This window comes from Rhizobium sp. SVR5-2C (genome assembly GCF_056755115.1).
This window is the reverse complement of record NZ_JBNDHT010000054.1, coordinates 1-26106: the sequence shown is the minus strand read 5'-3', so window position 1 is coordinate 26106 and position 26106 is coordinate 1. Positions and strand designations below refer to the sequence as shown.

The window sequence follows — 26106 nt, the reverse complement described above, 5'->3', positions numbered from 1 at the left end:
ACTATGACGACACTTACTCGGCGCGAGGCATTGAGCCTCGGCGCAGCAACTTTCATTACTGGGATTCTCGCAGGTCGAAATATCGTCTCTGCTGCCGAAAACGGCACGCTGACGATAGCCTTCAACGTCAATCTGCCATCCTTCGATCCCACGACCGGCCCATCGGCGGTCAATCCGAGCATCCAGGCCATTTATCGGTCGGTCTTCGACCAATATATCGGCCAAGGGCCGGACCTGAAGTTTCAACCTGGCCTGCTGACGGACTGGGGCTGGAACGAGGACAAGACCAAGGTCTGGATGGATGTCCGCGAAGGCGTTACCTGGCACGACGGCTCGCCGTTTACGCCGGAAGACATCGTCTGGTCGCTGACGCGTGCGGCTGACCAAAAAGGTGGCAATCCGATCTCCTTCATCTGGTCGACGGCCGGCAACTACAAGATTGACGGCAAGCGCATCACCGGTGATGTGCTGCGCTTCGAGCCGACCTACTTCAAGTGGATGGCGTTTCTTACCGGCTACGTCCTGCCCAAAGCCTATTATGAGAAGGTCGGGGCCGAAGGCTTCGAGAAGAAGCCGATCGGCACCGGCCCCTACATGGTCGATGCCTATGAGGGCAACGCCTTCCTGCGCCTCAAGGCAAACCCGAACTACTTCGGCGACAAGCCGGCCTTCGACACGGTCGTCTTCAAGTTCGTGCCCGATACGACAAGCCGCGTTGCTGAAATCGAATCCGGATCTTCCGACCTCACGCTCGAAATTCCCTACGAGGATTTCGATCGCCTGAAGAAGAAGTCTGGACTTGCCGGCGTCGCAGCACCGATCTCCGATATCGGCATGATCTTCATCAACAATATCGACGTGATGCTGGATAAGAACGTGCGTCTGGCCGCTCATCACGCGATCGACAAGAAGGCGATCGTTGGCCGCCTGCTGCGCGGCTACGGCGTGCCGATCGACACGCTGGAGGCACCGGAGTACGACGCCTTTGATCCGTCGATCGTCGTCGGCTTCGATGCTGAGAAGGCGAAGAAGCTGCTCGCCGCGTCCGGTTACTCGTCGGCAAAGCCGGCCAAGTTCAAGATCCAGACGACGCGAGGCTTCAAGCCCAAGGATTACGAGATGATCCAGGCGATCGTCGGCATGTGGCGCAAGGTCGGCATCGAGGCGGATATCGAGGTTTACGAAATCGCCAAGCACTACGAGCTGCGCGCTGCCGACACTCTGGCGCCGGCCGCCTTCTACAACTGGGGCAACGCGATCGGCGATCCGACCACATCGACGGGCTTTGCAATGTTTGGCCCCTCGCCGCACTCGGTCTGGAACACCGACGATCTAGACAACATGATCGGACCGCTCTGGGGCGAAAAGGACGAGGCAAAGCGAATTGCGGGGTGGAAGGCCGTCAGCAAGTATATTGCCGAAGAGGGCTACGTGATCCCGCTTCTGCAATACGCCCAGCCGATCGTTTACAAGTCGAGCCTCAAGGTGACCCCGAACGTTTCGGGCGCCTTGCAGCCGATACTGGTCGCCAAGGCGTAAACCTGCTTCCAACCGGATGATGAATCCGGCTCCGGGCGGGTTGAAAAGCCCGTCCGCATTCCGAAATGGCATCCTTTGCAGGCGCTGCTGCCGCAACTTGGCGGCAACTCGACGTCCGGCGAGAAATATGAGCTGATGATAGCGCTTTCTATCTTCAATCGCGTCGTCATGGCCGCCGTCACTTTGTTCGGCGTCGCCCTGATCGTGTTCGTCCTGTTGCGTGTCGTCCCTGGGGATCCGATCGCCATGATGATTTCGCCGGGTGCGAGCGACGCGGATGTTGCCGCCTTACGCGCACATTACGGCCTGGATGCGAGTCTGCCGGTACAGTTCGGCCTGTGGCTGAAGGCCATGCTGGCTGGTGACTTCGGCACCTCGATATCCCTCAAACGCAGCGTTCTCGACCTGCTTGGCGAGCGCCTGCCGGCAACGGTTGAGCTCGCCATTGCGGCCCTCTTCGTGGCGGTCGGATTGGGGGTAGCGATAGCGGTCGTCGGCACCTTGCTGCGGCACAGCCCACTTGAACCAATCATCGACGCTCTGAACAGTCTCTTTCTGGCCGTTCCGGACTTCGTCTGGGCCTTGGCACTCGTCCTGGTGCTCGGCGTCTTCTATCCGCTGTTTCCGCTTTCCGGCCGCATCGACCCGACGATCGACATGCAGTTCGCGACACCGTTCTATCTCATAGAAAGCCTGGTCCGGCTGCGGTTTGCCGTGTTCGGCGATGTCGTCGCGCACATGGTGATGCCGGTTCTGGCGCTTGGGCTGCCGCTTGCCGCGATCATCGCTCGCGTCCTCAAGGCGGCATTGTCTGAAGCGATGGTCCAGGACTACATCCTGCTCGCACGGCTGAAAGGCATATCGGAGCTTCGTCTTGTGCTGCAGGAGGCGCTGCGCAATGCAATCGGCCCGACCATTGCATTGACCGGCGTCCAATTCACCTTTCTCATCGGCGGCACCGTCATCGTCGAGCGCATCTTCTCCTATCCCGGCATCGGCAACATGGCGATTGACGCCGTCATCAACCGCGACCTGCCCTTGATCCAAGGGCTGGTGCTGGTGTTCGGGGTGCTGTTCATTCTGGTCAACCTGCTTGTCGATCTGCTCGTCGCCGCGTTCAATCCGAGGCTGCGCCATGGTTGATATCGTGTCCCACCCTGTCCATCCGACGGCAGCCCAGCGGCGGCTCCGCGCTCTTCTGGCTCAGCCAAAAGTTGTCCTTGGCGGCGCCTTCATCCTCATTCTCATCACCCTTGCAATCTTCTCGCCCTGGATCGCGCCAAAAGATCCGCTCGAACAGGATCTGATGCTCGGCACTTTGCCGCCCGCCTGGGTCGACGGGGCCGAGCCCGGTTATTATCTCGGCACCGACGATCTCGGCCGCGACGTGCTCTCGCGCCTGATCTTCGGCACCCGCATCGCGCTGCTCGTTGCCTTCGTCGCAGCAACGCTCGCCGCCCTGATCGGTACCTTTCTCGGCCTTGTCGCCGGCTGGTACGGCGGCTGGGCGGACCGGGTCATTTCGCGCCTCGTCGACATATGGATGGCGTTCCCGCCGGTCCTGCTGTCAATCCTTCTCGTCGCTGTTTTCGGCGCCGGCGTTCACTCGGTCATTGCCGCCATCGTCATCATCGATTGGACGCGGTTCTGTCGCGTTGTCCGATCCGAGACGAAAGCTCAGGCGCAGATGGACTATGTGACCGCCGCGCAAACCATCGGCTTTCCGCGTGCTCGCATCCTCTTCTCCGAGATATTGCCCAATGTCGCGCCTGTCCTTATCGCGCTCGTCAGCCTGGAAATGGGCATTGCGGTGATCGTCGAGGCAATCCTGTCCTTCGTCGGTCTTTCCGTCTCTTCGGACACACCGACCTGGGGTGGCATGATCGCAGCCGGCCGGCAGATGATCTATCAGGGCTGGTGGGTCATGGTCGCGCCTCTGATCGCATTGTTCGCCACGGTCCTTGCGTTCAATCAATTGGGCGACGGCCTGCGCCGAGCCCTCGATCCGGTGATGCGCCGATGAGCACCGGTCCTCTCCTCTCCATAACCGGGCTGACGGCTGTTTCCGATCGCGACGATGGTGCTCCCATCCTCAGGGACGTATCCCTGGCTCTGACGCGCGGCGAAGTGCTGGGTCTCGTCGGCGAAAGCGGCGCCGGCAAATCCACCATTGCAAAGGCCTTGCTCGGCATCCTGCCGCGCACCGTTCGTGTCACTGGCGGCTCCGTTCTGTTCGAGGGTCGCGATCTGTTGACCCTTACTCCAAAGGCCTTGCGGCGGATCATGGGAAGCGAGATCGCGCTCATTCCGCAGGATCCGCAAACAGCGCTCAATCCGGGCCGGCGTATTGAGGCGCAGCTGACCGACGGCCTCAGAATGGCGCGGGGGATGTCTGGGCGGCAAGCGCATGAACGCGCGATTGCGCTCCTGGAGGAGGTGCATATCAGCGATCCCGAGCGTGTACTCAAGGCCTATCCGCATGAGCTTTCCGGTGGCATGCGCCAGCGCGTGCTGATTGCCGCCGCCTTTGCGCTCGAACCTAAGCTCGTCGTTGCCGACGAACCGACGACGGCACTCGATGTGACCGTGCAGAAGCAGATCCTGCGTCTGATCCGCGGAATGCAGGACAAGCACGGGACGGCTGTCATCTTCGTGACCCACGACCTCGGCGTCGTCGCGCAAATCTGCGATCATGTGACCCTGCTTTATGCTGGCAAGGTCATCGAGGCAGGGTCGACGGCCGATGTGCTCGACCGCCCGGTTCATGCCTATACGAAGGCTCTTCTTGCGGCGAGCCCGCGCTACGATCGGCCGGACGCCGGGCTGACGCCTGTTCCGCAGGCTGTATTCGACCAGCTGCGGCGGGAAATCGGAACAGAGGCGAGGCCCCATGTCTGACGAGCTGCTGACGGCATCCGATATCGAAGTCACCTATGGCGCGACCCGCGGGCTTCTGGGCAAACCCGGCGGGGGCCACAAGGTGCTGCATGGCGTAGACATCGCCGTCCGGCGCGGTGAAACGATCGGCATCGTTGGTGAATCCGGCTCAGGCAAGACGACGCTCGGACGTGCCATGCTCCGGCTCATCGATGTCTCGGCCGGCACCATACATTTCGACGGGATCGACATCACCCGGATGCCCGATGCTGCGCTTCGGCCGCTGCGCAGCCGCATGCAGATGATCTTTCAGGATCCGATGGCATCACTCAATCCGCGCCACACGATCCGGCGCATTCTCGTCGAGCCACTGCTGCTGCACCGTCTGGCAGACGACGCGAAAGCCGCCGAACGGCGGGTCGCCACGATCTTCGAGCGCTTCATGTTGCCGACCGCCTGCCTTGATCGCAATCCGCATGAGCTGTCGGGCGGCCAGCGCCAGCGCGTCGGCATTGCCCGCGCTGCACTGCTTGAACCGGACTTCGTGCTGGCCGACGAAATCGTTTCGGGGCTTGATGTCTCGACGCAGGCACAGGTCCTCAACCTGATGAAGGAGCTCTCGCGGGATCTCGGCCTGTCCATGGCCTTCATCAGCCACGATCTGTCGGTGATCCGCGCGGTCTGTGACAGGGTCTATGTGATGCGCGACGGTCGCGTGGTCGAGCAAGGATCCTGCGATCGCGTCTTCTCGGCACCGGAGAACGCCTACACCCGCGCCTTGCTGGACGCCATTCCTCTGCCGCGCATCGAGCCCGGCTGGCTGGACCGGGTCGCCGAGGTGTAACGGTTCGGCAAGTCAGGGATTCGAGCGGCGGTGGGTGGCGGCAATCAGCAGCGACGCGGATGTCTCTTGCCCTGCAACAGTAGGCACGAGCCCACAGCCTGCAGGAACTTCGTGGATTTAAAGCTTGACGCCTCGCTCTGCGTCGGTATATTTTAAACTTCAAATAACTCACACGACACGGCGTGAGTGGGAAGGAATGAAGATGCGCATCGTCTGTATCGGGGGAGGCCCCGCGGGGCTCTATTTCGGGCTTTTGATGAAGAAGCTTCATCCGGAGCATTCCATCCGCGTCGTCGAGCGCAACCGCCCCTACGACACCTTCGGCTGGGGCGTCGTCTTCTCCGATGCGACCATGGCTGCGATGCAGGAATGGGATCCGGAAAGCGCGGCTGAAATCCAGGACGCCTTCAATCACTGGGACGATATCGAGGTCTGGTTCAAGAACACCCGCCAGCGCACGTCGGGCCACGGCTTCGTCGGCATCGGCCGCAAGAAGCTGCTCAACATCCTCCAGAAGCGCTGCGAGGAACTCGGCGTCGAGCTGATCTTCGAAACCGACGTCAGCTCCGATCTCGACTTCCCGGATGCCGATCTGGTGATCGGTTCCGACGGGCTGAATTCGAAAGTCCGCAATCACTATCCGGAAGTGTTCCAGCCCGACATGATCACGCGGCCGAACCGCTACATCTGGCTCGGCACCGACAAGCTCTACGACGCCTTCACCTTCGACTTCCGCAAGACGGACCACGGCTGGTTCCAGGCGCATATCTACAAGTTCGACGACAAGACCTCGACCTTCATCATCGAGACGACCGAAGAGGCCTATCTGGCGCACGGTCTCGACAAGATGGATCAGGACAGCTCCATCGCGTTTTGCGAGAACCTGTTCTCCGAGGTGCTGGAAGGCGCTTCGCTAATGACGAATTCGCGCCATCTGCGGGGCTCTGCCTGGCTGAACTTCAACCGCCTGATCTGCGACAAGTGGAGCCATTTCAACGGCAACTCGCATGTCGTGCTGATGGGCGATGCGGCCCATACCGCGCATTTCGCTATCGGCTCCGGCACCAAGCTTGCGATCGACGACGCGATCGAGCTGACGAGACAGTTCCAGATTCACGGTCACAGCAACGAGCAGATCCCGGCGGTCCTCGAAACCTACGAGGAGATCCGCCGCGTCGACGTGGCGCGCATCCAGAATGCGGCGCGCAACGCCATGGAGTGGTTCGAGGTCGTGGGGCGCCGCTACGCCGATACGCTTGAGCCGGAGCAGTTCATGTATTCCATGCTGACCCGCTCGCAGCGCATCAGCCACGAGAACCTGCGCCTCCGCGACAAGACCTGGCTCGAAGGCTACGAGCGCTGGTTTGCGAAGAAATCGGGCATCGCTGTCGGAAATGACAGGTGCCTGCCGCCCATGTTCACGCCCTATCAGCTGCGAGGAACCACGCTGGTCAATCGCATCGTTGTCTCGCCGATGGCCATGTACTCGGCACAGGATGGGTTGCTGAACGACTTTCATATCGTCCATCTCGGCTCTCGGGCGCTAGGCGGTGCCGGCCTGGTGTTCGCGGAAATGACCTGCGTCTCACCCGACGCCCGCATCACGCCCGGTTGCCTCGGCCTCTGGAACGAAGAGCAGGCCGCGCAATGGTGCCGGCTGGTCGATTTCATACACACCAACAGCCCCGCCAAGGTCGGAATCCAGATCGGCCACGCCGGTCGCAAGGGTTCGACCAAGCTTGCCTGGGACGGCATCGACCAGCCCGTCAGCGACGGCGGCTGGCCGCTGATCTCGGCCTCCGCCGTGCCTTATCTCAAGAACAGCCAAGTCCCGAAGGCGATGGATCGCGCCGATATGGATCGCGTCAAGGCAGATCATGTCCGTGCGGCGGAACTCGCGGCTACGACGGGCGCCGACTGGCTCGAGCTGCATTGCGCCCACGGCTATCTGTTGTCGAGCTTCCTCTCGCCGGTCACCAACCTGCGCGACGACGAGTATGGCGGCAGCCACGAAAATCGCGCTCGCTACCCGCTGGAGGTCTTTCGCGCAATGCGCCTCGTCTGGCCCGAGGACAAGCCGATGTCGGTGCGCCTTTCCTGTCATGACTGGACGGACGGCGGCAACACGCCGGAGGATGCGGCGATCTTCGCGCAGATGTTCAAGGATGCGGGCGCCGATCTGATCGATTGTTCGTCGGGTCAGGTGTCCAAGGAAGAGCAGCCGGTCTACGGCCGCCTCTTCCAGACCCCGTTCTCCGACAAGATTCGCAATGAGATCGGCATCCCGACGATCGCCGTCGGCGCAATCTCGGAGGCCGATCACGCCAACTCCATCATCGCCGCCGGTCGCGCCGACCTGTGCGCCGTTGCCCGCCCGCATCTTGCCGACCCCGCATGGTCGTTGCATGAAGCGGCGAAGATCGGCCTGACCGCGATACCGTGGCCGAAGCAATATCAGTCCGGCAAGTATCAATACGAGGCCAACCTCGCCCGCGCCGCAACCGCAGCGCCCGGCAAATAGGCAAGGCATGATGACCACTTCCGGAAAACTTTCGGGCCGTCATGCCCTCGTCACCGGCGCCGGTTCCGGTATCGGAGCGGAGATCGCCCGTGCCCTGGTTTTGGAGGGGGCACGTGTGACGCTCGCCGGTCGAAGGCGCGAGCCGCTGCAGGCTCTCGCCGAAGAGATCGGGACCAAGGGCGTTCATCTCGTCGATGCTTTCGATGTGACAAGTGCAGAAGCGATCGCGAAAGGTTTGGCGAGCGCGCGGACAACATTCGGCCCTGTCGACATCTTGGTCAACAATGCCGGCGAAGCACCGAGCGCAGCCTTCGAAAAGACCAGCCTCGACATGTGGAACCAGGTTCTCGCCGTCGATCTGACCGGCGTCTTCCTCGTGACCCAAGCAGTTCTGCCGGATCTCAAGGCGCGGGGCACTGGTGCGCGCATCATCAATATCGCTTCGACCGCGGGGCTGACAGGATACGGATATGTCTCCGCTTATGTCGCGGCCAAGCACGGCGTCGTTGGCTTGACCCGGTCGCTGGCGCTGGAACTGGCAAGGACCGGGATTACCGTCAATGCGGTCTGCCCGGGCTTCACCGACACGCCGATCATCGCGCGATCGATCGAGACGATCGTCGCAAAGACGGGACGCAGCGCCGAACAGGCGCTCGCTGAATTCACGAAATCCAATCCGCAAGGCAGGCTCGTCAAGCCCGAAGAGGTTGCGGATGCAGTGCTATGGCTGGCGGCACCCGGCAGCGCATCGATCAACGGGCAGGCCATTGCGGTGGCCGGCGGGGAGGTTTTGGCGGGATGAACGACAAGGACATGACGATGCAGGGACATCTGCGCTCCTTCAAGGATTATCAGGCCCGGTATTTCCTCTGGGAGGTGAGTGAGAACGGCCGCGTTGCGACGATTACGCTGAATCGGCCCGAGCGAAAAAATCCGCTGACCTTCGACAGCTATGCCGAGTTGCGCGACCTGTTCCGCGATCTCGCCTATGCGTCGGACGTGCGGGCGATCGTGCTTTCCGGGGCCGGCGGCAATTTCTCATCTGGCGGTGACGTGTTCGAGATCATCGAGCCGCTGACGCGCATGGCAATGCCTGAACTCCTTGCCTTCACGCGCATGACAGGCGATCTCGTCAAGGCGATGCGGAAATGCCCGCAGCCGATCGTCGCCGCGGTCGACGGCATCTGCGCCGGGGCTGGCGCAATTCTCGCCATGGCATCCGATCTCAGGCTAGCGACCCCTGAAGCCAAGACCGCGTTCCTCTTCACGCGCGTGGGGCTTGCGGGGGCAGACATGGGCGCCTGCGGGATTCTCCCGCGTATCATCGGCCAGGGACGCGCCGCCGAATTGCTGTACACCGGCCGCTCCATGACGGCCGCCGAAGGCAACGCCTGGGGCTTCTACAATGCGCTTCATCAGAGCAGCGATCTGGACGGCGAGGCGCACAAACTCGCCCTCTCGCTGGCCGATGGCCCGTGGTTTGCTCATGGCATGACCAAGACCATGCTGAACCAGGAATGGGCCATGGGCATCGACGAGATGATCGAGTCCGAGGCGCAGGCACAGGCCATCTGCATGGCGACGCAGGATTTTCGCCGCGCCTTTGAAGCCTTCGCCGCCAAGCGCAAGCCAGAGTTCCAGGGAAACTAGGCGATGAGCACCGCCGCGACATTGACCGGTCCATCCCGGGATCATCTCGACTGGCCTTTCTTCGAAGGCAGGCATCGCGAATTCCTAGCCCGGCTGGACGCATTCGCTGGGTCGGATGTGATGCCGGCGATCGATCACGCCGATGTCGATGCCGCATGCCGCAAGCTCGCCCGGGCATTGGGCGATGCAGGGGTCCTGAGCGTAGCAACGGGCGTTTCCGAGACCGAGCCGTTGATCGATTCTCGGCTGGTATGCCTGACGCGCGAAACCCTTGCCTGGCACGACGGGCTGGCCGACTTCGCCTTTGCGATGCAGGGGCTCGGGACCGGTGCGATCGGCCTCAGCGGCTCGGCCGCGCTTCGCGCCGCCGTCATGCCGAAAGTGCGCAGCGGCGAATGGCTCGCTGCCTTTGCACTGTCTGAAAAAGACGCCGGATCGGATGTCGCGGCCATGGCCTGCGCGGCTCGCGCAGACGGCGACCATTACATTCTCGACGGCGAAAAGACCTGGATCTCCAACGGTGGTATCGCCGATGTCTATACCGTCTTCGCTCGAACAGGCGAGGCGCCGGGCACGCGCGGCATTTCAGCCTTCGTCGTCTTTGCCGATGACCCCGGCTTCTCGATCGCCGAACGCATCGACGTGATTGCGCCGCATCCGCTGGCAACGATCTGCTTCGAGAACTGCCGCATCCCCGCATCGCGGCGGCTTGGCAATCCGGGCGAAGGCTTCAAGATCGCCATGCGTACCCTTGATATCTTCCGGGCTTCGGTCGCAGCCGCCGCCTTGGGCTTTGCCCGGCGTGCCCTTGACGAGGCGCTTGCGCATGCAAGGGCGCGACCGATGTTCGGTGCAAAATTGGCCGATCTCCAGCTGACACAGGCGGCCCTCGGCGACATGGCGACGGGGATCGATGCGGCGGCGCTGCTAACCTACAGGGCGGCATGGCGGCGGGACGTCCAGCAATTGCCGACAACGCAGGAAGCGGCCATGGCAAAGATGACCGCGACGGAAACGGCACAGGTTGTCATCGACCGTGCCGTCCAGCTGTTCGGCGGTCGCGGCGTGCGGTCGGGCGAAATCACCGAGAAACTCTACCGGGAGATACGCGCGCTGCGCATTTATGAGGGCGCGACTGAGGTGCAGAAACTCATCATCGCGCGCGAACTCCTGAAAGCCAAATAATGGGAGCTATTGATGTCTAATACCCGCGAGATCTTCGACTGGGCCGACCCGTTCCGGCTGGTCGAGCAGCTGACCGACGAGGAGCGCATGGTGCAGAATACGGCACACGCCTATGCGCAGGAAAAGCTCGCACCCCGTGTTCTCGAAGCCTTCCGCCACGAGAAGACCGACCCTGATATCTTCCGCGAAATGGGCGAGCTCGGGTTGCTCGGCCCGACGATTGACCCGGAATATGGCGGCGCGGGTCTCGGCTATGTCGCCTACGGCCTGATCGCCCGCGAAGTGGAGCGCGTCGATAGCGGCTACCGCTCGATGATGAGCGTGCAATCCTCCCTCGTCATGGTGCCGATTGACGCCTTCGGTTCGGAGGCGCAGAAGCAGAAATACCTGCCCAAGCTCGCCACCGGCGAATGGATCGGCTGCTTCGGCCTCACCGAGCCGGACCACGGCTCCGATCCGGGCTCGATGGCGACGCGGGCACGGAAGGCCGACGGCGGCTACAGCCTCACCGGCGTCAAGACCTGGATTTCCAACGCGCCGATCGCCGACGTCTTCGTCGTCTGGGCCAAGACCGAGGACGGCGTGATCCGCGGCTTCATCCTGGAAAAGGGCTGGAAGGGACTGTCGGCCCCCGCCATCCACGGCAAGGTGGGGCTGCGCGCCTCAATCACCGGCGAAGTGGTGATGGATAATGTTTTCGTGCCGGAAGAGAACCTGCTGCCCAACGTCAGCGGCCTCAAGGGCCCGTTCACCTGCCTCAACTCTGCCCGCTTCGGCATTGCCTGGGGGGCGCTGGGGGCGGCCGAAGCATGCTATGCGACGGCGCGGCAATATGTGCTCGACCGCAAGCAGTTCAACCGGCCGCTGGCCGCCAACCAGCTGATCCAGAAGAAGCTTGCCGACATGGCAACCGAGATTACGCTCGGCCTGCAGGGCTGCCTGAGGCTCGGCCGCATGAAGGAAGAAGGCCATCCACCGGTGGAGCTGACCTCGATCCTCAAGCGCAACTCCTGCGGCAAGGCGCTCGAGATCGCCCGCGCCGCCCGCGACATGCTCGGCGGCAACGGCATCTCCGACGAGTTCGGCGTTGCCCGCCACCTCGTCAACCTCGAAGTGGTCAACACCTACGAGGGCACCCACGACATCCACGCTCTCATTCTCGGCCGCGCCATTACCGGCATCGCCGCATTCGCGAATTGAGGCAAGCCGTGGGGTTTCGAACGACAAAGCCGCTGCGCTTCGGAGACTGCGATCCCTCGGGGATCGCCTATTTCCCATCCTACCTCAACATCCTCGTCGGTGTTCTGGAGGACTACTTCGCATCGCTCGGCTTTCCCTGGAAGACCCTGATCGAGGACCGCCGGATCGGTGTCCCCACCGTGCGGCTGGACGCGACCTTCTCATATCCTGGCTTCCAGGGCGATAAACTCGAATTCGACGTTGCGGTTCGCGGTATCGGCCGCTCCTCGCTCGATCTCGAGCATACGATATCAGCAAACGGCAGAGTGCTTTGGACCGCGCGCCAGCGCGTCGTCGCCACTTCGCTCGATACCCACCAATCACTCGCATGGCCGGTCGACATCCGCGCCGCATTGACACATCATCTGGAGACGACTGATGCACACGATCCTGCAGCCTGAAGGCTGGGTGAAGCCGATTGGATACGCCAACGGCATGGCAGCGACGGGCCGCATGGTTTTCGTCGGCGGGCAGATCGGCTGGAACGAGCGCTGCGAGTTCGAAACGGACGACTTCGTCGAGCAGGTGCGCCAGACACTGAAGAACGTCGTAGCCGTGCTCGCCGAGGGCGGCGCCAAGCCGCAGCATATCACTTCGATGACCTGGTACTTCACCGACAAGGCGGAGTATCTCGGCAACCTGAAGGGTATCGGTCAGGCTTATCGGGAAACGATCGGCAGGCATTTCCCAGCCATGGCCGCCGTCCAAGTGGTCGCGCTCGTCGAGGATCGCGCCAAGGTCGAGATCCAGGCTACTGCCATCATCCCGGAATAGGATCTTGCCATGGGCACGCTGATCTTCTCTGACACCATCTCGGCGACGATGAGGGATGGCGTTCTGCTGGTGCTGATCGACAATCCGCCGGTCAACGCGACATCTCCCAGCGTCCGCTCCGGTCTGATGGCGGCGCTGGATTATGCGGCGGCTGAGGACGCCGTTCGCGGCATCGTCATTTCCGGCACCGGCAAGGTGTTCATCGGCGGGGCCGATATCAAGGAATTCGGCAAGCCCCCCGAAGCTCCGTTTCTGCCGGATGTCTATCTGCGCATCGAGCAGTTCGGCAAGCCAGTGGTGGCGGCGGTCAACGGCGCCGCGCTCGGGGGCGGCTGCGAGCTGACGCTAGCCTGCCATGGTCGTGTTGCCGCGTCCGCCGCGAGCTTCGGCCTGCCAGAGGTCAAGCTCGGCATTGTCCCAGGTGCCGGCGGCACGCAACGCCTGCCGCGGCTCGTTGGCTTTGTCGCCGCTGTCGAGATGATCGGTACCGGTCGTTCGCTGAAGGCGAGCGAAGCGCTCGGCATCGGCTTGATCGACCGCATCGCTGCCGAGGCTCTGGTTGCAGACGCGAGCGCCCTCGTTGACGCCATGGCAGGCGGCGAGCTTCGCAGAACCGGTGCGCTTGTTATCAAGACGATCAGCGATGCCGACATCGATGCTGCTTGTGCGAAAATTCTTGCCAAGGCGCGCGGTCAGGCCGCACCCGTCGAGGCCTTGCGGCTAGTGAAGGCCGCCATGACGCTGCCATTCGCGGACGGTCTTGCCGAAGAGCGGAGGACGTTCCTTCGCCTGCGTGATTCACAGGAGGCGGCAGCGCTACGGCACGTCTTCTTTGCCGAGCGGGCCGCCGGAAAAGTCGAGGGGCTGGAAAAGGTTACGCCGCGAGACATTCGATGCGTCGGCGTGGTCGGCACTGGGCTGATGGGTTCCGGTATCGCCGTCTCGGCGCTGAATGCCGGCTACCAGGTCATTGGCGTGGAACAGAGTGAGGAAGGCGCCGCCAAGGGGCACGAGCGCATAGCGGGGCTTCTTGACAAGGCGGTACAAACCGGTCGGCTCGACGCCGCTGGCCGGGAGGAGCGGCTGCGCCGGCTTACCGTCGCTTCGGACCTCGACGCGCTTCGGGATGCCGATCTCGTCATCGAGGCGGTGTTCGATGATTTCGACGTCAAGACCGACCTTTTCCGCCGTCTCGACGACGTCGTGCGGACCGACGCGATCCTCGCCACAAACACGAGCTATCTCGATCCTGACGCCATCGCCGCCGCGACGCGCCATCCCGAGCGTGTCGTCGGGCTGCATTTCTTCTCGCCCGCAAACATCATGCGACTGGTCGAAGTGATCAATTGCGCACGCACCGAGAGCGAGGTCCTTGTGACGGCGATGGCCTTTGCAAAACGTCTCGGAAAGCTCGCCATCGTCTGCGGCGTAACGGAAGGCTTTATCGGCAACCGGGTCTTTTCCGCCTATCGGCGCGAGGCAGAATTCATGGTTGAGGACGGCGCCTTGCCGCACGAGATCGACCAGGCGATGGAAGCCTATGGGTTCCCAATGGGTCTCTTTGCCGTCTACGACATGGCGGGGCTGGAGATCGCCTGGGCGCGGCGCAAGCGCCAGGCCGCCACCCGTGATCCGGCCACCCGCTATGTCGATATCGCCGACCGCCTCTGCGAGGCCGGACGCTTCGGACAGAAGTGTGGCCGCGGCTGGTATGCCTATCCCGATGGAAAACGGACAGTCGATCCTGACGTAACCGCCCTCGTCGTGGCAGAGCGGACGAGGAAAGGAATCAAGCCACGTTCGCTCACAGCGGACGAGATTATGACAAGGCTTCTGAGGGCGATGGCCGACGAGGGCCAGGCTCTTCTAGCGGAAGGCATTGCAATACGCGCAAGCGACATCGATCTCGTGATGATCAACGGATACGGCTTTCCGGCCCATAAGGGCGGTCCGATGTTTGCGGCAGGGATAGCGGCCTGATCGGCTGCCCTGGCCCCTGCCCTGGAATGCATGCTCCTTACCGGGAAACCGCCCGGCGCTGACATCGCCAAAGTTATTCCGCCGGCGGCGCCAAGGAGGATATTTCGAGAGCAGCAGGACCACGGACGGTGGGGCACCACCCACGCCGTACAAAAGCTGCTCGTCGATATTCCTGAATCGGAAGCCGCCTGAGCCGATGCCATCCTCCATGATTCCGGCCGTATTGCGCCAGACAAGCCTCATCGATCCCCGGCCGCGGCCTTAATTCCGGACCGCTCGATATGTTGGACGCACTCCGCGTCATCAAAACTTCGCACAGCCTTCAAGAAACTGTCTCGACCTCTCGCTAAACGTCGCGGAAACGAATGCAATTTTTTTTGCAAAGGAGAGATTAATGTCACGGAAATTGCAACGTGCGGTCGCGGCGAGCGTCCTTTCCCTTTTTGCCATGGGCGGCTCGGCTCATGCCGAGACGACGGTCAAGTTTTGGCACAGCTTCAGCAAATCCTCCGGCGAGGCGCTGAACAAGATCATTACCAATTTCGAAGCGGCCAATCCCGATATCCATGTCGAAACCGAATATGTCGGCGATTACAACGATATCGTTGCCAAGCTGCAGGCGGCCATTCCGGCCAACCGCGCCCCCGATGCCGTGATCATGGAAGTCACCCGCTACGGGCTCTTCGCCGACCGCGGCGCACTGACCGACCTCACGCCCTATTTCGACGCAGACCCGCTGAAGGGCGACCTATATGACTACGCCCGCGAAGTCGGCGTCTATAATGGCAAGAACTACATTGTGCCGTTCAACTCCTCGACGCCCGTCCTGTACTACAACAAGGATATCCTCGACCGCGCCGGCTTTACCCAGGAGCCGCCGCTCAAGACCTTCGACGATATCCTCGCCGTTTCCAAGACGATCACCGAAAAGCTCGGCTCCGAAGGCATCACCGGCATCGCCGCTCCGGGCCAGTTCGCCCGCTGGGGCCTCGTGATGTCTAACGACAGCGAGCTGATCGACTCCAAGACCAATGACATCCTTCTCGACTCTCCTAACACGATCGAGGCCTATCAGTGGATGGCTTCGCTGGTCCACGAGCAGAAGGTCGCCTCTCCTGATGGCGTTACCGACGAAGATGTCGGCCGTGACGCTTTCTATGCCGGCAAGGTCGGCATGTTGCTGAACTCGACCGGCGATTACGGCGGCGCGAAGAAGGCGCTCGGCGACAAGCTCGAAGTCCGCCCAATGCCCTGCAACAAGGTCTGCTCCGTTCCGATCGGCGGCGCCGGCATCGGCATCCTGTCGTCCTCCCCGAAGGAGGTCCAGGACGCCGCCTACAAGTTCATCAGCTACGCCGCTTCGCCGGAAGCCAATGCCATCTGGTTCGCCGCCACCGGCTACCTGCCGATCAACAAGAAGAGCGCAGCGCAGCCGGTTGCCGCTCAAGCGCTTGCCACCCAGCCGGGTATCGACGTTGCCGTCAAGCAGCTCGATTTTGCTCATGGCCGCGCCCGTCCGCCGGTCGTCACCTGGATGCGCTCGACCGAGTACAAGATGTGGGAAGCAATGGCACTAGGCCAGCGCGACGTCACGGAAACGATGAAGGACTTCGCCGCGCAGACCCGCGAGGAAGCCAAGCGTTCCAGCAACTAAGCCTCTCCCGGCAAGACGGCGGGCCTTGGACGGCCCGTCGTCGCAACCGATCTGGTCCCATGATCCGCACCCTCACACCCTATCTGCTCGTCGCACCGTTGATAATCTTCATCACGGTCTTCACCTATGTCCCGGTGATCACGAGCGTGAACCTCAGCTTCCGCCACTGGGATTTCCTCTCCCCGACCATGCCTTTCGTCGGCTTCGAGAACTACCGCCTGCTGCTGGATTCCCGCGACTTCTGGAACTCGCTGAAGGTCACGGCACTCTTCGCGCTGATTTCCGTGCCTATCAGGCTCGGGCTGGCACTTATGATCGCAAGCTATCTCGTCCGCGAAACATTGCCGGTGCGGTTGTTGCGCGGGGCCCTGTTCCTTCCGTCGGTCACCTCCACCGTCTCGATCGCCGTCGTCTTCTCCTGGCTCTTCGCGACCGATTACGGCATGGTGAACGCCGCCCTCACCTCACTCGGCCTCGGCAAGGTGCAGTGGCTGCAGGATCCACACCTCGCCCTATGGGTGCTGATCGTCGTCAATACCTGGAAGCAGCTCGGCTACGACATCGTCATCTATGTCGCCGGCCTGCAGGCGGTGCCGCAGGAGCTCTACGATGCCGCCGCCGTCGATGGCGGCCGGCGCTTCCACGTCTTCCGGCGGGTGACCGTGCCGCTCGTCATGCCGACCACCTACTTCCTGCTGGTGATTTCGGTGATCGAGGCCTTCCAGGTCTTCACCATCGTCGACATCATGACCCATGGCGGCCCGGCTGGCGCAACCGACATGCTCGTCAACCTCCTCTACCGCGTGGGTTTCACCCTCTTCGATATCGGCAGGGGCTCGGCGCTTGCGGTCCTGCTCTTCATCTTCCTGATCGTGCTGGCACTGATCAAGTCCGTCGTTATCGGCCGGAGGGTGCATTATGAAGCTTGAAAGCCCAATCGTGACGGGCCTGGCGCTCCTTGCCGGGCTCCTCTTCCTGTCGCCCGTGCTTTACTCCATCTGGATGTCCTTCGAGACCGCGCAGGCCTATTATACCGGCAACTACGAATTCACGCTCGACAACTATGTCCGCGCGATCGCGGAATATAATTTCGCCCGCTATCTTCTGAACAGCATCATCGTCTCGGGTCTCGTGACGCTGCTCGGCATCACGGTCGCGACCATGGCCGCCTTCGCTTTCGCACGCTACCGGTTCCGCGGCGGCAACCTGCTGTTTGGCGCGACCGTCGCAACGCTAATGATCCCGAGCCACATCAGCCTGATCCCCAACTACCTGACGCTGGCAAAGGCCGGCCTGCTCGATACTTATGCCGGTCTCATCCTGCCGGCGATATCGAACGGCTTTGCCGCCTTTTTCCTGCGTCAATACATCAAGGGCATCCCGAAGGCGCTGGACGAGGCCGCTTATATGGATGGGGCAACGCCCTTGCAGGTGCTCTGGCGGGTGATCGTGCCGATCGCGCGGCCGGCGATCTTCTCGATGGGTCTCTACATCTTCATCACCGAATGGAACAACTACATCTGGCCGCTGGTCGCTGTCGGCAAGGACGACCTTTACACACTGCAGATCGGTCTCGCCCGGCTTTACCACATCAATCCCGGCGAAGGGCTGGTCGACTGGCCGCTCGTGATGGCTGCCTCGACGATCACGATCCTGCCCGTGCTCCTCGGCTTCTTGCTGGTCGAGCGCCATCTCGTACGCGGCATCACGATGGGCGCGGTCAAGTAATTCATGAAAAGGGACAAGCATATGACACGCATCGCTTCATATCGCGGCGGCACTCTGGAATTCGGCGACAGCACGCCGCAGGGCTTCGGCGCCACGGCGAAAATGGCGCTGGAAGAAGTGGAATTCGATGTTCACCCGACAGCCGACGGCGCGATCATGGTGCATCACGACGCCACGCTCGACGGTACCACCGACCGCAGCGGCGCGATTGCTGCGATGAGCGAGGCCGAGGTCCGCGCTGCGGTCATCAACTACGGTGCCGGCGGCCACCCGATATCGCTGTCGGAACTCTGCGCCATCTACGCCGACAGCAAGGTCGACTTCCGCTGCGAGATCAAGCCCGGCATCGATGGCCGGCCTTACCCCGATTTCGTGCCGCATGTAGTCGAACTGCTCGCGCGTCACGGCATGCTGGAAAGGACGACCTTCTCCTCTTTCCTGGTCGACTCTCTGGATGCGCTCGCCGCGGCGAGCGACCGGCCGATACTCTGGCTCGTCAGCCCGCCGGTGCTGCGCCAACTCGGACCGGCCGCCGTGATCGAGGTGGCGCGTACCCACAACATTCCGGAAATCGGCGTGCATGTGGATACGGCCGATGCGGCTCTGATGGCGATGGTCCGCGGGGCGGGTCTCGATTTTGGCTGCTGGGCCGCGCATACCACCGAACAGATCGAAAAGGTGCTGGCCCTTGGCGTGAAAGTCTTCACAACGGACCGGCCGAGCCTTGCGATCACCCTGCGTGGCCGCCAACGGGGAGAAGACAATCGATGAGCGGAATCATCCTGCGCGACATCCGCAAGTCCTATCCCGGCGGTCCTGAAATCCTGCACGGCGTCTCGATGGATATCAGGCCCGGCGAATTCATCGTCATCGTCGGCCCCTCCGGCTGCGGCAAATCCACCCTGCTGCGGCTGATTGCCGGCCTCGAGCGCTGCGAACAGGGCGATATCGAGATCGGCGGCAGACGGGCCAACGATCTTGCTCCCCAGGATCGCGACATCGCGATGATCTTCCAGAACTACGCCCTCTATCCGCACATGACGGTGCGCCAGAACATTGCCTTTGGCCTGGAGTTGCGTGGCATGCCGAAGGCTGAGCGCAACGCGCGCGCCGAAAGCGTGGCGAAGACCTTGCAGCTCGAATCCTATCTCGACCGCAAGCCGGGAGCGCTTTCCGGCGGCCAGCGCCAACGCGTGGCAATGGGGCGAGCCATGGCGCGGAACAGCTCGACCTTCCTGATGGATGAGCCGCTGTCGAACCTCGACAACGCGCTGCGCGTCGCCATGCGCACGGAGATCAAGGAACTGCACCGGCAGCTCGGCGCCACGATCGTCTACGTCACCCATGACCAAACCGAGGCGCTGTCTCTTGCCGACCGGATCGCCGTCATGAAAGACGGCGATCTGCTGCAGTTCGACACCCCGGAAGCAATCTACGACCAGCCGCAAAATCGGTTCGTCGCCGGTTTTCTCGGTGTTCCCGCCATGAATTTCATTCCTGTCGAACAATTGCCCGGCTGGCAGGGCAGACAAGGACTGGCCATCGGCTTGCGGCCTGAATCGATGTCCATTCGGGCCGAAAAGCCGCATGAACCCGCCCTTCCCGTGCGGATTATGCTGTCGGAAATGACCGGCTCCGACATCATCCTGCATTGTGACAGCCCGGCCGGCCGCCTCACGCTGACAAGCGCACGTGAGGATGTGCCGCGCAATGCCAGCGACCTCTGGGTGACCTACAACCTGAACCGGGCGGTGTTTTTCGATAACCAGAACGGGAGCCGCGTCGATCTTGCGCCCCAAGACCGGCGAATTGAAATAGCGGCAGCGGGGCGCTAAAGCCTTAGCGGCAACAATCGGCAGGGAATCGATGGGCACGCAGAACGAAATTCCGCAACTTCTCGTCGATCTCATCAGCCGCAATTCAGCAAGGCTCACGGAGGCAGATACACGTCTCCTGGATGTGCTGATGCAAGATCCGCTGCGTGCAGCGATGGAGAACGGCAAGGCGGTTTCCTTCCGCGCGGGCGTGCACCCGGCCTCAGCCGTGCGCCTAGCGCGACGACTCGGGTTCAAGGGCTATCCCGAATTCAGAAGCTTCCTTCAGGCCAATCTCATGGAAGGAGGAGGCGACTTTGAAAGTCCGGCAGCCCGCATGGCAGCCCGCCTCGTCCGGGCGGAGGAAGGCGGGGTTTTAGCTTCGGTGCTCGACAGCGAGATCGCGGCGCTTCAACAGGTCCGCAACAGCGTCTCCGACACCGACATTCGTGCATTCTCGGAAAGCCTGCGCGATTGCCGCCGGGTTTACGTGTTCGGGCGCGGCCATTCCGCGGCCCTATCCTCGCTTATCGCGCTGCGGCTCAACCGCTCCGGATATGACGCCGTCGACGTCGGCAGCCAGATGCATCAATTTCCCGAGGCGCTGACGGCGCTTTCGGCGGACGACGTGCTGTGGCTGCTCGCCTTCCGCAGAGCGTCGCCGCTCATTCACCAGGTCCGGGAAATTGCCGCCCGGCGAGGCACGAAAACGCTGGCGCTGACAGACTTGCGCGGCGCGCGCATCGATCCCGCGCCTTATCGTCAGATTTCGGTTTCGCGCGGCGAAGCCGGGGAGTCTCAATCACTCGTCGTGCCCATGACGATTGCAAATGCCGTGATTCTCGATCTCGCCGCGATCGACGATGGCCGCTCGCTACGCGCACTCGCCGCCTTCAAGGCTTTCCGAGCGACGTCCGGCCTGTCGCAAGCGCTTCTATAGCTTGTCCATCTGAGAGCGGACGCGGATGCCCAGGCGTCGGCCCCCGCGGTTCCCTTTGAGCCTGCGGCTAAGGCTTGCGGTTCGCTGGCAGAGGCGTAACCTGAACGCGACAATAGCGGAGGTGCAGATCATGGCCGCATGCTTCCGGTACATCGTCGACAACGTCGAGGCCGCAATCGATTTCTACACCAAACATCTCGGCTTCAAGCTCGAGATGCATCCTGCCCCGCCGTTCGCAGAAATTTCACGCGACGACATGCACCTCTATCTTAGCCAGCCAAGCCCACGGGGTGGTGGCGCTTCCATGCCGTCAGGAGAGCAACAAGCGCCGGGCGGCTGGAATCGCATTCATCTCACTGTCGAGAACCTGGATGAGCTCGTCGAACATCTGAAATCGGCGGGCTGTCGCTTTCGCAACGAAATTATCCAGGGCGTCGGCGGGAAGCAGATCTTGCTGGAGGACCCCTCCGGAAATGTGATTGAATTGTTTGAGCCAAACACCGCCGCCTATCGCCCCCCCGGATTTGGAGCGGAAACATAATTATCGACGCAACTCCGCGATCAAGAACCACCGCCAGAGATGGCGGCGACGGCGGAGCTTTCGGGCTCGCTTGCAGATAGTTACATGCTCTACTGTCTGACTCTTCGCCGTTATCTAGCGATCGACGGGCCGGCCTCGCCCTGAACACGCCGAGCAAGGGTTTGTCGCCGCAGCGTGCCATGGAAGTCGCCCGGGCGGTCCTGCCCCGTGACACGATCGCAACCTGCGACGCCGGCGCAAGCCGTCTGCTGATCGTCCAGAAATGGCAACCCTACGGCCCGCGCGAATTCCTGACTTCCAACGGCCTCGGCTCGATGGGATATGCCGTGCCGGGAGCGCTCGGCGCCCGACTTGCCTATCCGGACAGGCCGGTGGTCGCGTTCACCGGCGACGGCGGCTTCCTCATGGCGATTGCCGAACTGCAGACGTCCGTGCGCGAAAACCTGCCGATCATCGTCGTCGTGCTCGACGACCAGGAGATCGGCCTCATCCGGGTCAAGCAGGAGATCAAAAAGATCCCAAAATACGGCATTTCGGTGGGCGGATGCGACTGGGAAAAGCTCGCCCAGGGCTTCGGCGCGGACGGCGTGACCGTCGACACGGAAAACGGTCTTCAGGACGCCCTCAAGATCGCCCTTAAGACCGGCAAGACGACCGTTGTCGCGGTACGGATCGACGGATCGGGCTATGTCGACCAGTTCAACGCCCTGCGCGAGCTTTGAGCGCAGCGGTCCTGGCTTGTGAAGCGGCAGCGGGCAACGCCCCAAAAGAAAGCCCTTGCCGCTTCCGCCACGCATCGCCGCAGTGTTCGTGCGGTCGATGATCACGGCTCCCGCCTTGCGCCAGTTTCGAACCGCGGAACTGTCAACCTCCGCAATTCTGTCCCTATGCGCCCACAGCACGCCGGCTCCAGAGCGCTGCTTCGGAGGAGCCCATGAAAGACCGAAGCCGCCGAAATGCACTTCATCGAGGCAAAAGCGCAGGTTCCATCCAGACAAAATCGGCAACTGGGCTGCCCTGCAAACCCTTCACCCATCATAATTTTTCACGGCGACTTAAAGGAAAAAGGGCGGTGATGTGCTAACATCCCGGCTCTGGCCAACTTGGGTGGACGAACTGGAGACGAATGTTGCGGCCAGTTTGCCAGGAGAGCTGGGCCTGGCGGTGAAAGTCCTGCAGATGACCCCAACTTTTCGGTTCGGCACTGAAGATGACGGCAGTTTCCAGCTTCTATGGGAAGACGGCGAACGCGTCTTCTGCCGGGGATGGCATCTCGACCCTGACGGGGCACGTAAGCCCGTGCTGGCGGTGCTGCCCGCCGCGGAGCATCCGACGCCCGCCAGTCTCGATCGTCTCGCTCACGAATATGGATTGAAGGACGAACTGGACAGCGCATGGGCGGCGCGGCCGCTGGAGCTCGTGCGTGAACACGGTCGGGCCGTGCTGGTGATCGAGGACCCCGGCAGCGAGCCCCTCGACCGGCTGCTCGGTGCTCCCATGGAGATGGGAGAGTTCCTGCGCCTGGCCGTCAATATCGCCGCGGCCGTCTGCCAGGTCCACCAGCAAGGTCTCGTTCACAAGGACATCAAGCCGACGAACATCCTGATCGCAGGCGCGGGCGGAAAGGTGCGGCTGACTGGCTTCGGCATCGCCTCGCGCCTGCGCCGCGAGGAGCAGGCGCCGAAACCTCCCGAGTCCATCAGCGGAACCCTGGCTTACATCTCGCCCGAGCAGACCGGACGAATGAACCGGTCTATCGACTCCCGAAGCGACCTCTACTCACTCGGCGTCACCTTCTACCGGATGCTTACGGGCAATCTGCCCTTCACGGCCTCCGATCCGATGGAATGGGTACACTGCCATATCGCCAGGACGCCGGTCCCGCCCGCTGAGCGGTGCAAGACGGTACCCACCATGGTCTCAGCGATCGTCGTGAAGCTGCTCGCCAAAACGGCCGAGGAGCGCTACCAGACTGCCGCCGGGGTCGAGCAGGATCTTCGACAATGCCTGACGCAGTGGGAAGCTCAGGGGAGGGTCGACGCCTTTCCGTTACGCCAGTACGACACGCCGGACCGGCTCCTGATCCCCGAAAGGCTCTACGGTCGCGAGCGCGAGGTCGCGACGCTACTCGCCGCCTTCGACCGTGTCGTCAAGGGCGGCGCTCCGGAGCTGGTACTAATCTCCGGCTATTCCGGCATTGGCAAGTCTTCCGTCGTCCATGAACTGCACAGCAGCTTGGTACCGCCGCGTGGCCTATTCGCCGCGGGCAAGTTCGACCAGTATAAACGCGACATCCCTTATTCGACGTTGGCGCAGGCGTTTCAGAGCCTCATCCATCCGCTTTTGGGAGAAAGCGAAGCTGAGTTGGCCGGCTGGCGCGATGCTTTTCTGGAGGCGTTGGGTCCGAACGGACAGCTCATGATCGATGTCGTCCCCGAGTTGCGACTCATCATTGGAGAGCAGCCCCCGATACCTGATCTTCCACCCCAGGACGCCCAAGGCCGCTTCCAGCTGGTATTCCAGCGTTTTATCGGCGTATTCGCCCGGCCCGAGCATCCGCTCGCGCTGTTCCTCGACGATTTGCAATGGCTGGATGCAGCCACGCTGGATCTCGTCGAACATCTGCTGGCGCAGCCGGATGTGCAGCATCTGCTGCTGATTGGTGCTTATCGGAGTAATGAAGTCGAAACCACGCATCCGCTGCGGCGCAAGCTCAAGGCTATTCGGCAAGCCGGAGCCATCGTCCATGACATTGCGCTTGCGCCTCTTCGCCAGAGAGATTTAGCGCAACTGATCGCGGATGCCATTTGCGGCGCGCCGGAGGGGGCTCTCCCCCTTGCGCGGCTGGTGCACGACAAGACGGCCGGCAATCCATTTTTCGCCATCCAGTTCGTTTCCGCTCTCGCCGACGAGGGACTGCTCACCTTCGATCACAAGCCGGCGCGCTGGTCGTGGGACATCGAACGCATACGCGCCAGGGGATACACCGATAACGTTGCGGACCTCATGGTGGGCAAGTTGAACCGCCTGCCCCCTGAAACACAGGGAGCGATGCAACAACTCGCTTGTCTCGGAAACGTCGCGGCCATCAAGACGCTGTCCCTGGTTTCTGGCACCGCGGAGGCGCAGGTTCATTCGGATCTATGGGCGGCCGTCCGCGCCGAACTGGTTAAGCAACAGGAAGGTTTCTATAGGTTCATCCATGACCGGGTACAGGAGGCGGCTTACTCGCTGATCCCGGAAGGCTTACGAGCCGAGGCCCATCTGCGGATCGGCAGGCAACTGGCAGCGCATACGCCTCCCGAGCAGCGTGAGGAGGCGATCTTCGAGATCGTCAATCAGCTTAACCGAGGCGCGCCTTTGATGACTTCGCAGGATGAACGTGAGCAACTGGCTGAGCTCAACCTGATTGCGGGCAAGCGCGCCAAGGCGGCGACAGCCTACACCTCGGCATTGAAGTATCTTGCGGTCGGCGAGATGCTGCTGTCCGAGGCGAGCCGGAAACGCAACTACCCGCTCTTCTTTGCTGTCCAATTCCACATGGCCGAGTGCGAATTGCTGACGGCTGATTTGGCAGCGGCGAACACTCGGCTTTCGATGCTGGCACGGCTTTCCAGAGACGTGCATGATATCGCCGCCGTCGCACGTTTGCGCCTGACGCTTTACACGACTTTGGACCAGAGCGACAGCGGCGTGGAGGTCTGTCTTGAATACCTCCAACGGGTCGGCACCCAATGGTTACCGCATCCGACGAGGGAGGAAGTGCGTCGCGAGTACGATCGAATCTGGTCGCAGCTCGGAAGCCGGTCGATAGAGGGCCTTATCGACGGGCCTTTGATGAATGACGCAGACGCACTAGCCACTCTCGATGTTCTGACCGAGGTCGTGACGCCGGCACTGTTCACCGATGATAATCTGGTTTCACTCGTCATCTGCCGGATGGTCAATCTCAGTCTCGAGCATGGCAACAGCGATGGATCATGCTTCGCCTACGTCTGGCTTGGCATGATTGCTGGACCGCACTTCGGTAACTATGAGGCCGGCTTCCGCTTCGGCCAACTCGGCTATGACCTGGTGGAAAAGCGTGGATTGCAACGCTTTCAGGCGCGTACCTATATGTCCTTCGGAAATCTCGTCATGCCATGGACGAGGCACGTCAAGACCGGCCGCGATTTGGTGCGTCGCGCTTTCGATGCTGCGAACAAGATAGGCGATCTCACTTTTGCGGCTTATACCTGCAACAACCTGAACACGAATCTTCTCGCGGCGGGTGACCCGCTCGCCGAGGTCGAACTCGAAGCAGAACATGGTTTTGCGTTTGCGAAGAAGGCGCGGTTTGGTCTCGTCATCGACATTATCAAGGCCCAACTTGGGCTTGTCCGAACGCTTCGCGGATTGACGCCGAAGTTCGGCACCTTTGATAGTGAGCAATTTAATGAGCTTGGTTTCGAACGCCATTTGGCGAGTGACTCGCGCTTGGCCCTCCCCGAGTGCTGGTACTGGATCAGAAAGCTGCAGGCGCGCTTCTTTGCCGGCGACTATGCCGCCGCCATTGACGCTTCATCAAGGGCGCAACGGCTGCTTTGGACATCTCCATCTTTCTTTGAAGTGGCTGAGTATTACTTCTACAGTGCGTTGTCCCATGCTGCGTTCTGCGGCTCTGCCACGGCTGGCCAAAGCCGGCAGCATGTCGAAGCTCTCGCTGCCCATCACAAACAATTGCAGGTCTGGGCCGAAAACTGCCCGGAGACCTTTGCAAACCGTGCCGCCTTGATCGGTGCCGAGATCGCCCGCATCGAAGGCCGCACGCTCGACGCCAT

The 26106-nt window shown here is 62.0% G+C and carries 22 protein-coding genes; all 22 read left to right on the top strand.

Translation table 11 applies throughout. The features are described from left to right. Positions 1–3: 3 nt before the first annotated feature. Positions 4–1539, top strand: a complete 1536-nt coding sequence (locus ACPYOI_RS17100; protein ID WP_481416985.1) for an ABC transporter substrate-binding protein — start codon at positions 4–6, stop codon at positions 1537–1539. A 135-nt stretch (positions 1540–1674) separates the two neighbouring features. Continuing rightward, positions 1675–2682, top strand: coding sequence for an ABC transporter permease (locus ACPYOI_RS17095; RefSeq protein WP_481416986.1), 1008 nt, complete (start codon positions 1675–1677; stop codon positions 2680–2682). Further along, the gene (locus tag ACPYOI_RS17090; protein WP_481416987.1) at positions 2675–3562 is read left to right on the top strand and encodes an ABC transporter permease; all 888 of its coding nucleotides are present in this window, start codon (positions 2675–2677) and stop codon (positions 3560–3562) included. The genes ACPYOI_RS17095 and ACPYOI_RS17090 overlap by 8 nt, the downstream gene beginning before the upstream one ends. Further along, complete coding sequence (locus tag ACPYOI_RS17085) at positions 3559–4437, top strand: ABC transporter ATP-binding protein (RefSeq protein WP_481416988.1); 879 nt, start codon at positions 3559–3561, stop codon at positions 4435–4437. The genes ACPYOI_RS17090 and ACPYOI_RS17085 overlap by 4 nt, the downstream gene beginning before the upstream one ends. Next, the gene (locus ACPYOI_RS17080) at positions 4430–5260 is read left to right on the top strand and encodes an ATP-binding cassette domain-containing protein (RefSeq protein ID WP_481416989.1); all 831 of its coding nucleotides are present in this window, start codon (positions 4430–4432) and stop codon (positions 5258–5260) included. The genes ACPYOI_RS17085 and ACPYOI_RS17080 overlap by 8 nt, the downstream gene beginning before the upstream one ends. 202 nt (positions 5261–5462) lie before the next feature. Then, the gene (locus tag ACPYOI_RS17075) at positions 5463–7781 is read left to right on the top strand and encodes a bifunctional salicylyl-CoA 5-hydroxylase/oxidoreductase (protein WP_481416990.1); all 2319 of its coding nucleotides are present in this window, start codon (positions 5463–5465) and stop codon (positions 7779–7781) included. A 7-nt stretch (positions 7782–7788) separates the two neighbouring features. Continuing rightward, on the top strand, positions 7789–8583 hold the full coding sequence (locus tag ACPYOI_RS17070; protein ID WP_481416991.1) for an SDR family NAD(P)-dependent oxidoreductase: 795 nt from the start codon (positions 7789–7791) through the stop codon (positions 8581–8583). After that, on the top strand, positions 8580–9431 hold the full coding sequence (locus tag ACPYOI_RS17065; RefSeq protein ID WP_481416992.1) for an enoyl-CoA hydratase family protein: 852 nt from the start codon (positions 8580–8582) through the stop codon (positions 9429–9431). Before ACPYOI_RS17070 ends, ACPYOI_RS17065 begins: the two co-directional genes overlap by 4 nt. 3 nt (positions 9432–9434) lie before the next feature. After that, on the top strand, positions 9435–10616 hold the full coding sequence (locus ACPYOI_RS17060; RefSeq protein ID WP_481416993.1) for an acyl-CoA dehydrogenase family protein: 1182 nt from the start codon (positions 9435–9437) through the stop codon (positions 10614–10616). Positions 10617–10628: 12 nt separating this feature from the next. Next, a complete protein-coding gene (locus ACPYOI_RS17055; RefSeq protein WP_481416994.1) occupies positions 10629–11816 on the top strand; it encodes an acyl-CoA dehydrogenase in 1188 nt (395 codons plus the stop codon). Between the two features lie 8 nt (positions 11817–11824). Continuing rightward, the gene (locus ACPYOI_RS17050; RefSeq protein ID WP_481416995.1) at positions 11825–12256 is read left to right on the top strand and encodes an acyl-CoA thioesterase; all 432 of its coding nucleotides are present in this window, start codon (positions 11825–11827) and stop codon (positions 12254–12256) included. Then, positions 12234–12629 carry a RidA family protein gene (locus ACPYOI_RS17045; RefSeq protein WP_481416996.1) on the top strand — a complete coding sequence of 132 codons (396 nt, stop codon included), beginning with the start codon at positions 12234–12236 and terminating at the stop codon, positions 12627–12629. Before ACPYOI_RS17050 ends, ACPYOI_RS17045 begins: the two co-directional genes overlap by 23 nt. A gap of 9 nt (positions 12630–12638) precedes the next feature. Further along, entirely contained in the window at positions 12639–14609 is a 1971-nt protein-coding gene (locus tag ACPYOI_RS17040) for a 3-hydroxyacyl-CoA dehydrogenase NAD-binding domain-containing protein (RefSeq protein ID WP_481416997.1), read from the top strand. A gap of 394 nt (positions 14610–15003) precedes the next feature. Next, on the top strand, positions 15004–16263 hold the full coding sequence (locus tag ACPYOI_RS17035) for an ABC transporter substrate-binding protein (protein WP_481416998.1): 1260 nt from the start codon (positions 15004–15006) through the stop codon (positions 16261–16263). 59 nt (positions 16264–16322) lie between these two features. After that, positions 16323–17192, top strand: coding sequence for a carbohydrate ABC transporter permease (locus ACPYOI_RS17030; protein WP_481416999.1), 870 nt, complete (start codon positions 16323–16325; stop codon positions 17190–17192). Then, positions 17182–17991 (top strand): carbohydrate ABC transporter permease, encoded by an 810-nt coding sequence (locus ACPYOI_RS17025; protein ID WP_481423112.1) that lies wholly within the window; start codon positions 17182–17184, stop codon positions 17989–17991. The genes ACPYOI_RS17030 and ACPYOI_RS17025 overlap by 11 nt, the downstream gene beginning before the upstream one ends. 21 nt (positions 17992–18012) lie before the next feature. Then, entirely contained in the window at positions 18013–18762 is a 750-nt protein-coding gene (locus ACPYOI_RS17020) for a glycerophosphodiester phosphodiesterase family protein (protein WP_481423111.1), read from the top strand. Beyond that, entirely contained in the window at positions 18759–19826 is a 1068-nt protein-coding gene (locus ACPYOI_RS17015) for an ABC transporter ATP-binding protein (RefSeq protein ID WP_481417002.1), read from the top strand. Before ACPYOI_RS17020 ends, ACPYOI_RS17015 begins: the two co-directional genes overlap by 4 nt. Before the next feature lie 31 nt (positions 19827–19857). Next, positions 19858–20745 (top strand): MurR/RpiR family transcriptional regulator, encoded by an 888-nt coding sequence (locus tag ACPYOI_RS17010; protein ID WP_481417003.1) that lies wholly within the window; start codon positions 19858–19860, stop codon positions 20743–20745. Between the two features lie 130 nt (positions 20746–20875). Then, positions 20876–21286 (top strand): VOC family protein, encoded by a 411-nt coding sequence (locus tag ACPYOI_RS17005; RefSeq protein WP_481417007.1) that lies wholly within the window; start codon positions 20876–20878, stop codon positions 21284–21286. Positions 21287–21465: 179 nt separating this feature from the next. Next, positions 21466–22008, top strand: coding sequence for a thiamine pyrophosphate-dependent enzyme (locus tag ACPYOI_RS17000; RefSeq protein WP_481417004.1), 543 nt, complete (start codon positions 21466–21468; stop codon positions 22006–22008). A gap of 457 nt (positions 22009–22465) precedes the next feature. Continuing rightward, the coding region (locus ACPYOI_RS16995; RefSeq protein WP_481423110.1) for an ATP-binding protein at positions 22466–26106 on the top strand (3641 nt) is incomplete at its 3' end.